The organism is Peptococcaceae bacterium, from assembly GCA_024655825.1.
Lineage (GTDB): Bacteria > Bacillota > Peptococcia > DRI-13 > PHAD01 > JANLFJ01.
This window is the reverse complement of record JANLFJ010000001.1, coordinates 1-13,853: the sequence shown is the minus strand read 5'-3', so window position 1 is coordinate 13,853 and position 13,853 is coordinate 1. Positions and strand designations below refer to the sequence as shown.

Annotated in this window: 12 protein-coding genes, 1 tRNA gene, 1 rRNA gene and 1 other RNA gene; all 15 read left to right on the top strand. The window is 51.4% G+C overall.

Annotation, left to right across the window (positions count from 1 at the left end; genetic code table 11):
* The first annotated feature begins 39 nt into the window (after nucleotides 1-39).
* Complete coding sequence (gene asnS / locus NUV48_00075; protein MCR4440539.1) at nucleotides 40-1,431, top strand: asparagine--tRNA ligase; 1,392 nt, start codon at nucleotides 40-42, stop codon at nucleotides 1,429-1,431.
* Nucleotides 1,432-1,543: 112 nt separating this feature from the next.
* Nucleotides 1,544-1,633: transfer RNA gene (locus NUV48_00070), tRNA-Ser, on the top strand.
* 88 nt (nucleotides 1,634-1,721) lie between these two features.
* Nucleotides 1,722-1,987: signal recognition particle sRNA large type (ffs, locus tag NUV48_00065), an RNA gene on the top strand.
* Nucleotides 1,988-2,072: 85 nt separating this feature from the next.
* Entirely contained in the window at nucleotides 2,073-3,632 is a 1,560-nt protein-coding gene (gene dnaX / locus NUV48_00060) for a DNA polymerase III subunit gamma/tau (GenBank protein MCR4440538.1), read from the top strand.
* 26 nt (nucleotides 3,633-3,658) lie between these two features.
* Nucleotides 3,659-3,985 carry a YbaB/EbfC family nucleoid-associated protein gene (locus NUV48_00055; protein ID MCR4440537.1) on the top strand — a complete coding sequence of 109 codons (327 nt, stop codon included), beginning with the start codon at nucleotides 3,659-3,661 and terminating at the stop codon, nucleotides 3,983-3,985.
* A gap of 4 nt (nucleotides 3,986-3,989) precedes the next feature.
* Nucleotides 3,990-4,592 (top strand): recombination mediator RecR, encoded by a 603-nt coding sequence (recR, locus tag NUV48_00050; protein ID MCR4440536.1) that lies wholly within the window; start codon nucleotides 3,990-3,992, stop codon nucleotides 4,590-4,592.
* A 114-nt stretch (nucleotides 4,593-4,706) separates the two neighbouring features.
* On the top strand, nucleotides 4,707-5,051 hold the full coding sequence (locus NUV48_00045) for a YaaL family protein (GenBank protein ID MCR4440535.1): 345 nt from the start codon (nucleotides 4,707-4,709) through the stop codon (nucleotides 5,049-5,051).
* Between the two features lie 86 nt (nucleotides 5,052-5,137).
* The gene (locus NUV48_00040; protein MCR4440534.1) at nucleotides 5,138-5,401 is read left to right on the top strand and encodes a pro-sigmaK processing inhibitor BofA family protein; all 264 of its coding nucleotides are present in this window, start codon (nucleotides 5,138-5,140) and stop codon (nucleotides 5,399-5,401) included.
* A 247-nt stretch (nucleotides 5,402-5,648) separates the two neighbouring features.
* Nucleotides 5,649-9,152: a pyruvate:ferredoxin (flavodoxin) oxidoreductase gene (nifJ, locus tag NUV48_00035; protein MCR4440533.1), complete on the top strand. Its 3,504-nt coding sequence runs from the start codon at nucleotides 5,649-5,651 to the stop codon at nucleotides 9,150-9,152.
* Between the two features lie 285 nt (nucleotides 9,153-9,437).
* Nucleotides 9,438-10,094, top strand: coding sequence for a hypothetical protein (locus NUV48_00030; protein ID MCR4440532.1), 657 nt, complete (start codon nucleotides 9,438-9,440; stop codon nucleotides 10,092-10,094).
* A gap of 114 nt (nucleotides 10,095-10,208) precedes the next feature.
* Complete coding sequence (locus NUV48_00025; protein MCR4440531.1) at nucleotides 10,209-11,294, top strand: ferredoxin oxidoreductase; 1,086 nt, start codon at nucleotides 10,209-10,211, stop codon at nucleotides 11,292-11,294.
* 17 nt (nucleotides 11,295-11,311) lie between these two features.
* Nucleotides 11,312-12,061: a thiamine pyrophosphate-dependent enzyme gene (locus NUV48_00020; GenBank protein ID MCR4440530.1), complete on the top strand. Its 750-nt coding sequence runs from the start codon at nucleotides 11,312-11,314 to the stop codon at nucleotides 12,059-12,061.
* Between the two features lie 2 nt (nucleotides 12,062-12,063).
* Nucleotides 12,064-12,630, top strand: coding sequence for a 2-oxoacid:acceptor oxidoreductase family protein (locus NUV48_00015; protein MCR4440529.1), 567 nt, complete (start codon nucleotides 12,064-12,066; stop codon nucleotides 12,628-12,630).
* 21 nt (nucleotides 12,631-12,651) lie between these two features.
* Complete coding sequence (locus NUV48_00010; GenBank protein MCR4440528.1) at nucleotides 12,652-12,909, top strand: 4Fe-4S binding protein; 258 nt, start codon at nucleotides 12,652-12,654, stop codon at nucleotides 12,907-12,909.
* A gap of 393 nt (nucleotides 12,910-13,302) precedes the next feature.
* A 16S ribosomal RNA gene (locus NUV48_00005) occupies nucleotides 13,303-13,853 on the top strand; the annotation flags it as partial.

The following is a 13,853-nucleotide window of genomic DNA, read 5'->3' as shown; positions in this document are numbered from 1 at the left end:
TACAGAAATAATCCAAAACAACTGCCGGGAGGCATAGCGATGAAAAGCGTATCGGTAAAAGAACTGTATCTGAAACCGGAAGATTACCTGGGAAAGAGAATTCTGGTCAACGGCTGGGTCAGGACGGCGCGTTCTTCCAAAACATTCGGGTTTATTGAGCTGAACGACGGCAGCTGTTTTAAAAACTTGCAGGTTGTTTACAGCGACGGGCTGTCCAATTACCAGGAAGTGGCGAAACTGAACATCGGCTCAGCCTTGCGGGTTGACGGCGAACTTGTGGAATCTCCGGGAGCCGGGCAGCCTTTTGAATTAAAAGCCTTGAACATAGTGATCGAAGGGCTTTCTTCACCCGAATATCCACTGCAAAAAAAAAGGCACTCCTTTGAATTCCTGCGCAGCATCGCGCATTTAAGGCCGCGAACCAGCACTTTTTCTGCGGTATTCAGGTTAAGGTCTGTTCTCGCCTATGCTATTCACAAATTCTTTCAGGAACGCGGGTTTGTTTATGTTCATACGCCCATTATAACAGGCAGCGATGCTGAGGGCGCGGGGGAAATGTTCAGGGTTTCCACCCTTGATCTGGACCATATCCCGCGTGATGAACAGGGCAGGCCCGACTTTTCGCAGGACTTTTTCGGCAAGGAAACAAACCTGACGGTGAGCGGGCAGCTTGAAGTGGAAACCTTTTGCCTGGCCTACGGGAAGGTGTACACATTCGGTCCCACCTTTCGGGCCGAAAACTCGAACACGGCGCGCCATGCCGCCGAGTTCTGGATGATCGAGCCGGAAATAGCCTTTGCCGGTTTGCAGGAGAATATGGAACTGGCTGAGGAAATGATGAAATACGTGATCGGTTACGCACTGGAGAACGCGCCGGAAGAATTAAACTTCTTCCAAAAATTTGTGGACAATAACCTTTTGGGCAGGCTGGAAAACATCTGCAATTCGGATTTTGCCAGGATTTCTTATACCGAAGCCGTCGGCATGCTCCAGAAGGCCGAAGTGGAATTCCTTTATCCGCCCCAGTGGGGGAGCGATTTACAGACTGAACATGAGAGGTACCTGACAGAACGGGTTTTCCAAAAACCGCTGTTTGTAACCGATTACCCAAAGGAGATCAAAGCCTTCTACATGCGATTGAATGACGACAGCAGGACTGTTGCGGCCATGGATCTTCTGGTCCCGGGAGTTGGCGAAATAATCGGCGGGAGCCAGAGGGAAGAGCGGCTGGAGATACTGGAAAAAAGAATGGAAGAAAAAGGCTTGAAAAAAGCTGACTACTGGTGGTACCTGGACATCAGGAAATACGGTGGGGTGAAACATGCCGGCTTCGGCCTGGGTTTTGAAAGACTGCTGATGTACCTTACCGGCATGACCAATATCCGTGATGTCATACCTTTTCCCAGGACGGTAAAAAACGCACAATTTTAATCACAGCATATTATAATAATTGAAATATCCCGTTAAATCGCCAGTACGTTTACCGGGGCCAGACAGCTTGACAAATGCCCCAATCTTAAAGTATTATCATCTAGTAGACCACGGAGAGATGACCGAGTGGTTGAAGGTGCACGCCTGGAAAGCGTGTGTAGGGGCAACTCTACCGAGGGTTCGAATCCCTCTCTCTCCGCCAGTTGATTTCCAGGGAACAAACGGGGCCTGTACCCCGTTTTTGCTGTCAAACATTTATTAACAAATGCCCGATACCAGCTGAACTTTGGCCGTGCTAGACGGGGAGGTAGCGGTGCCCTGTACCTGCAAACCGCTATAGCAGGGTTGAATTCCTGTTCCGAGGAATAATCTTGTGAGGTCTGGCCCAGGCAAGTGGCGATGAAGATCGGGTCCCACGCAACGAAAATTTGTGAACCCCGTCAGGTCCGGAAGGAAGCAGCGGTAAGCAAAACCTTTTGTGTGCCGTGGGGCGGCCTGGTCAGAACCAACTACCTGTATACCGCTCGGAAGGTTATATTCGAAGACAGGTGCACGGTCATCTACAATATGTAAAATTAGAAAAGCGGCTTGCTTTGTTGGCCGCTTTTTGTGTATTCTTAATACGAAAGGAGAGGGGCGATTTGTCTTACCGTGCGCTTTACCGCGAGTGGCGTCCTCAGAATTTTCGAAGCCTTGTCGGACAGGACCATATCAGTAAAACGCTGCAGAATGCCGTGATTAAAGGCAGGATTGCTCATGCTTATCTTTTTGCCGGTCCCCGCGGCACAGGCAAGACCAGCACAGCCAAGATCATGGCCAAAGCCGTCAACTGCCTGGCGCCCCAGGAGGGGGAACCGTGCAACTTGTGTTCCAACTGCGAAAACATCAACAGCGGCCGCTCGCTGGATGTCGTGGAGATTGACGCGGCCTCCAACCGGGGGATCGATGAGATTAGGGAACTGCGGGAGCGCGTAGGCTTTGTGCCCAGCCAAGGGAAATACAGGGTTTACATCATCGACGAAGTGCACATGCTGACTGCAGAAGCGTTCAATGCGCTTTTAAAGACCCTTGAGGAACCGCCGGGGCATATCATCTTTATCCTGGCGACCACCGAACCGCAGCGAATCCCCTCCACTATTCATTCGCGCTGCCAGCGTTTCGACTTTCGCAAAATATCGCCGGCGGATATAGAAGAGCGTTTAAAAAAAATACTGGCTGCCTCCGGCATGACGGTGGAAGAAGGCGTCCTTTCCCTTATGGCGAAAAAAGCGGAAGGCGGGCTGCGCGACGCCATTAGCATTCTTGACCAGTGCATATCCTTCAGCCACGAGCACATCACGCTGCAAACCGCTTACGAAGTGCTGGGAATGGTCAAAAGCGAGGCCCTGATTGCCCTCACGGAAGCCCTGACCCAAAAAGACGCCGCCGGGCTTTTTGTCCAGATAAATTCGATGTTGAAAGAGGGACTTGAACCCGGACAAATCCTCCAGGATTTGCTTGAACACCTGCGCAACATGATCTTGCTGCTGGTGTGCGGGCCCGGCTCACCGCTGGTTCTCGCCGGCGACGAGGAAAAAGAAATCATGCTGCGGCAGGCAAGAAAGCTGGGCTTGAGCTGGCTGTCCAAAACGGTTTCCCTGCTGGCAAAAATAAGCAGCGAGAGCCGCTGGCGCCAGAACATGCGGGCCGTGCTGGAGACGACCCTGGTTGGACTTCTGGTTGCGGACGAGGACGATACCGCGGCCGCCGGACTATATGAAAGGGAAAAACTTGCGCCGGCGAAGGCTGGAAAGGAGGCTGTCCATCCTGTCCCTGAAAAGAATATGAAGCAAGAGGGCGTTTCTATTGAAAACCGACCGCCGGTTATTACGCTGGAAACAGTGAAAGAGAAATGGCCGCAGGTGATGGAACTGGTCAGGAATAGAAAAAAAACGGTTTATGCCTTCCTGGCAGCAAGCGAGCCCAATGAAATAAAGGACGGCGAACTGGTAATAGCATTCAAAAGCGGTTACACATTTCATAAAGAAAAAGTGGAAGAGACGGAGAACAAAAAAATCATAGAAGAAGCGCTGGAAAAAATTTTGGGAATAAAACTGCGGCTGGCCTGCAGCATGGAAGAGGAAAAACAGGACCCGCCCGGGGATCCTGTGCGCAAGGCTCTTGATCTGTTCGGCTCCGGGATAGTAATAATCAAAGACTGAACGATGTTTACGAGGGGGTAATGCTAATGGGTTTCGGTAATATGGGCAACATGCAAAAAATGATGAAACAAGTGCAAAAAATGCAGGCGGATATGGCCAGGCTGCAAGAGGAGCTGGGGAACAGGACAGTGGAAGCCACTGCGGGCGGGGGAGCCGTGAAAGCCGTAATGAACGGAAAACAGGAACTGATTGAACTGAACCTTGACCCGGAAATCCTGAATCCCGATGATGTGGAAATGGTCCAGGACCTCATAATGGCTGCGTTTAATGAAGCCCTTCGCAAGTCGCAGGAGATGGTTTCCCAGGAAATGAACAAAATAACAGGCGGCATAAAAATGCCGGGGTTGTTTTAATCTCATGCACCAGTATGCGGTTTCCCTGACCAAACTTATCGAACAGTTTGCCCGCTTGCCGGGTATCGGGCCGAAAACCGCCCAGCGGCTGGCCTTTTTTGTCCTGAACCTGCCGGAAAACCAGGTAGAAGAATTTGCCAGGACACTGGTTGAAGTAAAAAAAAGCATCACCACCTGTCCGCATTGCTGCAACCTTACCGATGTCATACCCTGCAGGATATGCGCCGATGAAAGAAGGGACCGGTCGGTCATTTGCGTGGTGGAAGAAGCCCAGGATGTTGCGGCGATAGAAAAGACACGGGAATACAAGGGGCTTTATCATGTTCTCCAGGGCTGCATCTCACCCATGGAGGGCAAGGGCCCGGAAGATTTGAGGATAAAGGAATTACTGAACCGCCTGGCAGGTTCTGAAACCAGTGAAGTGATAATTGCCACCAACCCCGATGTGGAAGGGGAAACCACCGCCCTCTACCTGGCCAGGTTGTTGAAGCCCCTGGGAATTAAGGCGACAAGGATCGCGCACGGCTTGCCCGTGGGAGGAGACCTTGAATATGCGGATACCGCTACCCTTACCCGGGCCTTGGCGGGCCGCAGGGAGATGGCTTGAAGAACCGGCAAGGTTCTTTTTTTTTGATCAATATTAATGGTGATTGGCGCATAATAATAATGGGAAAAATACAAATAAATCCTTAAAAACAGCAAAGCATTCAGGGTGGTTGAGATGCAAAAACTCCTGGGTTTTTTAAAAAAAATTATAAAAATAATTAAGGAAGCGCTCATATATTTAAACGAAGAACTGTGGATCAAGGGAACCGGCTTGGATGAGCCTTACAGGCTTTATGAACCAAGAAACCTGAACCTGGTTGACCTGGTCGAACTGGCGCGCTCCGATTGGGAGCAGGCCAAGGCGCTTTTTGAGGAGGTCCAGGAACCTGAACTCATTGACCATGCGATTTATGCGATGGAGGCAGCGGAAAGGAAGTACGTGTACTTGTTAAGAATAGCCAGGGAAGAAAACATTGTCGACAAGGAATTATACAACCTGCAAGAAAAAAGACTTGCTTGAAATCGCTCGTTCTAAAACAAATGAGAGGACAATAACAATAATAATAAGAAAAAATAGAAATGAGCAAAATCCGTGGGGGGATAATAATGGAAATCGGTGTGATCATGGCGACCCTCTTGCTTCTGGTTGTCCTTTTTCTGATTGTTCGCCTGCTCCTGGGCCCCTTGAAAGTGATTACCAGGTTGTTTATTAACTGCGGGATAGCTTTATTCGCCTTAATCGCTTTAAACTTCCTGGGGTCATATTTCGGGATTCACCTGCCGGTAAACCCGGTAAGCGTTATAAGTATAGGTTTGTTGGGGATACCCGGTTTTATGCTGGTGGCTTTTTTAAGCTTCCTTTTTATTTGACGGGCCTGCTTTGAAATGATCATAAATTATTATATTACCGTACACGGGTATACTTATCCACAAAAATTTTTGAATACCACTTGCTGATCTATAAATTATTAAATATAATGGACACGGATAAACACAGCAGGCAGCTGTATGTGCTACATATTGCGCTAGCCTTTTTTATTTTATAGAGGGCCTAATCATTAATGAGGAGGGTATCACACTTTACAAGTAAAAGGGGTGCATTGTTTTGGGCAAAAAAATGAAAACCATGGACGGCAACACGGCGGCGGCATATACGGCATATGCCTTCACGGAAGTAGCCGCGATTTTTCCAATCACGCCGTCGTCCCCCATGGCCGAAATGGTCGACGAGTGGAGTGCCAGCGGGCAAAGAAACATATTCGGCCAAACAGTGAGGGTTGCGGAACTGCAGTCCGAAGCAGGAGCCGCCGGCGCTGTGCACGGGTCACTTTCAGCCGGAGCTTTGACCACAACGTTTACTGCCTCCCAGGGACTTCTTCTCATGATTCCGAACATGTACAAAATTGCCGGAGAATTACTGCCGGGAGTATTTCATGTCAGCGCTCGCGCCCTGGCTGGACATGCTCTTTCTATTTTTGGCGACCATTCCGATGTTATGGCCTGCCGCCAGACAGGATTCGCCCTGCTGGCTTCGGGAGGAGTACAGGAAGTAATGGACCTGGGCAGCATCGCCCACCTGTCGGCGATTAAATCGAGGGTCCCCTTCCTCCATTTCTTTGACGGTTTTCGGACTTCCCATGAAGTTCAAAAAATCGAGGTGCTGGACTACGAGGACCTGGCGCAGCTGGTTGACCATGAGGCGATCAGGGAATTTCGGGCGCGCGCCCTTTCCGCCGAGCATCCCTTTACCAAGGGAACGGCGCAAAACCCGGATATTTTCTTCCAGGCCAAGGAAGCGGCCAACCGCTTTTATGACCGTGTGCCCGACATTGTTGAGTCATACATGGCGGAGATCGGCAAACTGACCGGCCGCGAATACCATCCCTTCAACTACTATGGAGCGCCTGACGCCGAACGCGTCATCATCGCCATGGGATCGGTTTGCGAGGCGATGGAGGAAACCGTTGATTATCTCAGGGCCAGGGGTGAAAAAGTCGGCATAATCAAGGTTCATCTGTACAGGCCGTTTTCACCGAAGTACTTTTTTAATGTTTTGCCAAAGACAGTGAAAAGAATTGCGGTTCTGGACAGGACCAAGGAAGCGGGAGCGCCCGGGGAACCTCTGTACCAGGATGTCTGTGTCCTGTTCAAGGGCTCCAAGGAAGCCCCGCTCATCGTGGGCGGCCGGTACGGGCTGGGCTCCAAAGATGTCACACCCACCCAGATCAAGGCGGTTTTCGATAACCTTTTAAACGACAATCCCCAAAACGGTTTTACCGTTGGAATTATTGATGACGTCACCAACTTGAGCCTGCCGTTGGGCGAGCCGATCAATGCTGCGCCCAAGGGAACAACCCGCTGCAAATTCTGGGGGTTCGGTTCCGACGGTACGGTCGGGGCCAACAAAGACGCCATAAAAATAATCGGTGACAATACAAACCTTTATGCCCAGGGTTATTTCGTTTACGATTCCAAAAAGTCGGGCGGAGTAACAATTTCCCACCTGCGGTTCGGGGAGAAGCCGATAAAATCGACCTACCTGATTGACGAAGCCGATTTTGTGGCCTGCCACAAACAGTCCTACGTGAACCAGTACAAGATCCTGGAAGGGCTTAAACCCGGCGGCACATTCCTGTTAAACTGCAACTGGAAACCGGCAGAACTGGACGAAAAACTGCCGGCCGAAATAAAAAAATATTTGGCTGAAAACAGGATCAATTTTTATATAATCGACGCCGTCAGGATAGCCGGGGAAATCGGGCTGGGCGGAAGGATAAACATGATCATGCAGGCGGCCTTTTTCAAGTTGACAAACGTCATACCTCTTGAAGATGCCGTCAGGTACTTAAAAGACGCTATAGAAAAGACTTACGGCAAAAAAGGCGATGAGATTGTCGAAATGAACCAGGCAGCCGTTGATAAAGGGCTGGAAGCCCTGATCAAGGTCGAAGTTCCCGCCGGGTGGGCCCAAGCAGCGGAGAGCGAGGCGGCCGCAAGCGCGGACCTGCCTGAGTTCATCAAAAACGTTGTTATGCCTATGAATGCCCAGCAGGGGGACAAACTCCCGGTTAGCGCCTTTTTGGGCCGCGAGGACGGGGTTTTCCCGCACGGCACTTCAGCTTACGAAAAGCGGGGCATAGCCATTGAAGTGCCGGAATGGCAGCCCGAAAACTGCATCCAGTGCAACCAGTGCTCCTTTGTCTGTTCCCATGCGGCGATCAGGCCCTTCCTGCTTAACGAAGACGAACTGGCCAGGGCGCCAGAGCGGTTTGCGGTCAAAAAAGCAGCCGGAAAGCAACTGGAAGGTCTGGCCTACCGCATACAGGTAAGTCCTTTGGACTGCACGGGCTGCGGCAGTTGTGTCGAGACCTGCCCGGCCAAACAGAAGGCGCTGGTTATGAGACCTGTGGCGGAGCAGGTGGAAAAAGAAGCGAAGAACTGGGAATTTGCGACCACCATTTCCATCAAGGACGGGCTGTGGAACAAGAACAGCGTTAAGGGAAGCCAGTTCTGCCAGCCTTTGCTTGAATTCTCGGGGGCTTGCGGCGGCTGCGGCGAGACCCCTTATGCAAAACTGGTGACCCAGTTGTTCGGGGACAGGATGATCATCGCCAACGCGACGGGCTGCTCGTCAATCTGGGGCGCTTCCGCTCCCAGCATGCCGTACTGCAAGAACGCCAAGGGACAGGGACCGGCCTGGGCAAATTCTCTCTTTGAAGACAACGCCGAATACGGCTATGGCATGGTCCTGGCTTACAAGCAGATCCGCGACAGGCTGGCCGATTTGATGAACAAGGTCCTGGAGGCAAACATTCCCGCGGATCTGAAAGAAGCATTCAGCCAGTGGCTGGCAGGGAAAGACGACGGAAACGCTTCCAAAGAAGCAAAAGCCAGGCTGATGCCCCTGTTGGAAAAATACAAGACGATGCCTGAAGCGAAGGAAATTTTGGAAAACAAGGATTACCTTGTCAAGCCTTCCCAGTGGGTTTTCGGCGGCGACGGGTGGGCTTATGACATTGGTTACGGCGGGCTTGACCACGTACTGGCTTCAGGTGAAGACCTCAACGTACTGGTCTTCGACACGGAGGTGTATTCCAACACCGGCGGGCAGTCTTCAAAGGCGACGCCGGCCGGCGCGATCGCCAAGTTTGCCGCTTCGGGGAAAAAGATAGGCAAAAAGGACCTGGGGCTGATGGCGATCACCTACGGTTATGTTTACGTGGCCCAGGTAGCCATGGGAGCCGACCAGAACCAGCTGATCAAAGCCCTGGTGGAAGCTGAAGCATATAAAGGCCCGTCGCTTATTATCGCCTACGCGCCCTGTATCAACCACGGCATAAAAATAGGGATGGGCAAATCGCAGGAAGAAGAAAAACGGGCCGTTGAAGCCGGCTACTGGCATCTTTACCGGTACAATCCCGCTTTGAAAAAAGAAGGGAAGAACCCCTTCATACTCGATTCCAAGGAACCAAGCGCTTCCTTCAGGAGGTTCCTGGAGGGCGAGGTGCGCTATTCTTCCCTGCTCAATACGTTCCCCGAGGAAGCGGAAGAACTCTTCGCCAGGGCGGAAGAGAACGCCGGGGAGAGACTGGCGGCATACAAGAGACTGGCCCAGGGATAAAAGAGCTGTTCAAGAGAGGTCGCCGGCAAGGCGGCCTCTTTTTGATGTAAGAAATTTTTAAAGCCAGAGTATAGCATTATTATGTACAATAAGGTAAAATAGACGATGCGCATAACTCATCAATAATGAGCAGCAAGATAAAATTGTTCTTATTATGCAGCAAATATAAAAATTAAAAAAAAATAAATTCAACAAAAGTGCGATATAATATAGCTGGTGTTTGTCTGCTTATTTTTTTCTATACCTTTTACTACAACGCACTTGGGGAGGTGAGAGGCCACGCGGATTGTTGAGGCTTACATAGGGGAATACGCCAGCGGGAAAAGCGAAGTAGCGTTAAACAGGGCTTTGTCTCTGTTAAGAGACGGGCACAAGCCTGTGACCCTGGTTGATTTTGACTTGGTGGAACCTTTTTATACCCTTCGTCCCATTAAAAAAGAATTGGAGGAAAAAGGCCTTCAGGTGCTGGCGTGGGAAACCAGAAAGACGATGGGTCTTGGCGAAGCGGGAACGGTTTTAAAACCTGAAATGCGCTGGGCCTTACGACGCACCGGCGACGTTATCTTTGATGTCGGTTACGGAATAGGCGGCGCAGCGAAATTGCGGCTTGTTGAAGACGCGCTGGAAGGCAAAGAGATGAAAATACTCGTGGTGACAAATATTGCCCGCCCTATCACCGGCAGCGTGAGGGATATTGTGGAATACGTCAGGACGCTTGGGCCGGTGGACGGGTTGATCAACAACTCGCACCTGGGCGATGAAACGGATGCGGAAATAATTCAGGAAGGCGCAAGAATTGTTTCGGAAGCTGCCAAATTACTGGGGCTGCCGGTTATTTGGACAACTGTCGATATTCGGTTATCTTCGAGAATTGGGAAATACGATGCAGCAGGAAACCCCGTTTTTTTTCTTGAACGTCACATGAACAGGACTTTTTGGTAGAGCAAGCCTGAAGTCCATCGGCAATTTTCGGTTTATGAAGCATAATAAACCGGGTACATATAAGGCCTGCGTTGTTTTATTTGTTTACAATATACTGGGAGGTGTTTCATTATTATGGCTGAGAAGCCTATTCAGGGAGAAAAGAGAGTATTTATGACCGGTAATGAGGTAGTGGCATGGGCGGCTTTGGCCGCCGAGGCGGATCTTATGTACGGCTATCCCATTACCCCGCAAAATGAAGTGATGCACTACTGGACCCGCCTGGCGCCAAAGTTCGGCAAGAGATTTCTCCAGACCGAGGATGAGATTTCCGCAGGATTCACCACATGCGGCGGGGCGCTGTCCGGGAAGAGGTGTTTCACGGCCACCGCGGGTCCCGGGAACATCCTGATGCAGGAGTCAATGTCCATGGCGGAAATGATGAGGATTCCAACGGTGCTTGTTGTCCAGCAGCGGGGGGGCCCGTCTACGGGTACGGTTATTTATTCCCAGCAAGAAGTGACCATGACCTGTTTCGGAGGAAACGGCGAAGGGCTGCGCATAGTGTACTCCACCGGGTCGCACCAGGAGTTGTTCGACTATGTCATCAAGGCTTTTAACAGCGCCTGGAAGTACCGCTTCCCCACCTTTGTGCTGGGAGACGGTTACCAGGCCAAGATGAGAGAGTCGCTGGTTATTTACGATCCCGCCCTCAAGGGGATTAAAATGGAACCGACCACTCCCAGCCTCGGGCTGGAAGGCATGCCAGGAGTCGACCGGCCGCCCAGCCACCTTCGGAATACATACAACACCGAAGAAGAACTGTTTGAAGTCGTTTCCGAACTAGTGGCGGCCTACGAAAAGATCGCGCCCGAGGTTGTAGAATACCAGGTGTTCAATACCGACGACGCCGAGGTGGTGATCATTGCTCACGGCGTGGTGACCCGCGCCGCGCAGGCAGCGGTTAAAACCTTGCGCAGCCAGGGGATCAAGGCCGGGCACTTCCGCCCCGTGACCCTGAGGCCATTTGCAGCCGGCGTGTTGAAGGGCATTGCCCAGAAGGCGAAGAAGCTGCTCGTGGTGGAGTCCGCCCAGGGCCAGCTGGCCAAAATAGTGAAGGATGCCATCTACGGCGAATCCGTGCCCCTGGAAGGTTATTACCGGCCCGGACAGGGCATTACGGCGGAAGAAATCGTAGAGCTAGTCAAAAAAGGAATGTAAAGGGAGGGGGTTTTACTATGACTAAGGTTCCGAACATGCCAAAATCCTGGCGCCTGGAAACCAAACCGCACAAATTCTGCCCGGGCTGCGGCCATGGTCTGGTTTTGAAAGCCCTGGGAGAAGCTATTGATGAACTGGGAATTCAAGAAAGGGTAGTTTTTGGCTGTGATATAGGGTGCTCGCTTTTATCATGGGATTTCTTCAATGTGGATACGGTTCAGACTCATCACGGACGCACAACTCCCGTGCTGACAGGCGTCAAGAGGGCGCGCCCCGACAGGATTTGCATTGCCTACATGGGCGACGGCGGGGGTTACGCCATTGGTTCCCAGCACCTGGTCAATGCGGCGGCGCGCAATGAAAAACTGACGGTTATACTTGTCAACAACTGCAACTACGGGATGACGGGAGGGCAAATGGCGCCCACTACTCTCCCTGACATGAAGACGGAAACATCTCCTTACGGCCGCAGCATCGAAGAAACGGGTTATCCTACCCAGGGTCCAGAAATGGTGGCCGCCATTACCCGGGAAGGCGCCTATGCCGCCCGCGGCACTGTTGCCAATGTCAGGCAGTTGAAAGGGTTTATTAAAAAAGCCCTGCAAAACCAGATGGACGGCAACGGTTTTTCGTTTGTGGAAGCCCTATCCGGCTGTCCCACCAACTGGAGCACCAATGCCAAAGACACGTGGGCCTTTATTGAGGAAACAATGCCCAAGTATTTCAAAGTGGGCGAAATAAAAGTTCCTGCGAAGAAGGAGGAATAAAAATGGCTACGACCACAAAAATCGCGTTGGCCGGGGAAGGCGGCCAGGGAGTCCAGTCTGTAGCAGGAATTATGGTCGAAGCGGCAAACGATGAAGGTAAAGAAGCCCTGTATATCCCTAATTTCGGGGTTGAGCAAAGAGGCGGGGTTTCAGTGGCATACTGCCAGATTTCCGATGAAAAAGTGGGTTCACCCAAGTTCAAGTTCGCGGACCTGGTTATTGCGCTGTCCGACCGCGCGGTGCGGCGCACAAAACAGTACGTTGACGCCAATACCGTGTTTATTTACGATTCGTCCATCAAAGACGTGGAAAACGATTTACCCCAGAATGCGAAGAAGATCCTGGCTATCCCGGCCCTTGAAGTGGCCAGGAAAGAGCTGCATCCAAGGGTGTTTAACGTGATTATCATGGGAGCCGCCATTGAAGCGACTAAGGTCATTAAAATGGACGACGCAAAAAAAGCACTGGAAAAGAAGCTGGGTTATAAATTTCAGCAGGACCCGAAATTAAGAGAGTTGAATTATAAAGCCCTGGAAAGAGGATCGGAACTGGTGAAAGGCCTATTGTAATGTCAAAGGAGGAATGAGAGGATGACTACCAGTGCATATAAGATGAAACAGGTGGGTACCAAAAAGGCGGTGTTTACCATATTCACCGGCTTGTGCAAGGGCTGCGGTCTTTGCATGCAAAAATGCCCGGTTAAGACCCTGGTCTGGTCGGACGACCTCGGCGTTTACGGCACTCCCACCGTCCAGCCGCGAAACGAAGATGAATGCACTGCTTGCGGCATGTGCGCCCTGGTTTGCCCGGACTGCGCCATTTTGATTGAACGCAAACCAAAAGCCTAAAAAATCAGGGCCGGGAGAAATCCCGGCCCTGATTTTTGAAAATAAAAAAATAAAACGTGTGTATTGACACAGGCAAATGGAACGTGATAGTATAAAAAAGTCGCTGTGCGGCGGAGCTTATTTACCAGGAAGCGCCTAATGACATATTAGGATGGGATGTGGTAAGATGGAATTCCGCCGGTGCAGGCTATGCAGCCTGCGAGGCGAGAGGACCTTGAAAACTGAACAGTAAACAGCGAGCGGGTCCGAGGTTTGCGAGAGCGAACCGGGAGCTAGCTGAAATCGTAAGAGATAAGAGCTAGCGAAGCAAAAAAAGAGCAGGATAAACGAACCGGAAACCGGCGGTCAATAGGCTGGCGTAAAAGATACAGCCGGTCTGTGACAGAGGAAGATATGATGGAGAGTTTGATCCTGGCTCAGGACGAACGCTGGCGGCGTGCTTAACACATGCAAGTCGAACGGGCAAGAGGGATAGCTTGCTAGCCCTTTTGCTAGTGGCGGACGGGTGAGTAACACGTGGATAATCTACCCGGTACACCGGGATAACCCTGTGAAAGCGGGGCTAATACCGGATGAAGTTTTCCTGTTGAAAGATGGGGAAAAAAAAGGCGCAAGCCGGTACCGGATGAGTCCGCGGCTGATTAGCTAGTTGGTGGGGTAAAGGCCTACCAAGGCGACGATCAGTAGCCGGCCTGAGAGGGTGGACGGCCACACTGGGACTGAGACACGGCCCAGACTCCTACGGGAGGCAGCAGTGGGGAATATTCCGCAATGGGCGAAAGCCTGACGGAGCGACGCCGCGTGGGTGAAGAAGGCCTTCGGGTTGTAAAGCCCTGTCTTATGGGAAGAAGGAAAAGACGGTACCATAGGAGGAAGCCACGGCTAACTACGTGCCAGCAGCCGCGGTAATACGTAGGTGGCGAGCGTTGTCCGGAATTACTGGG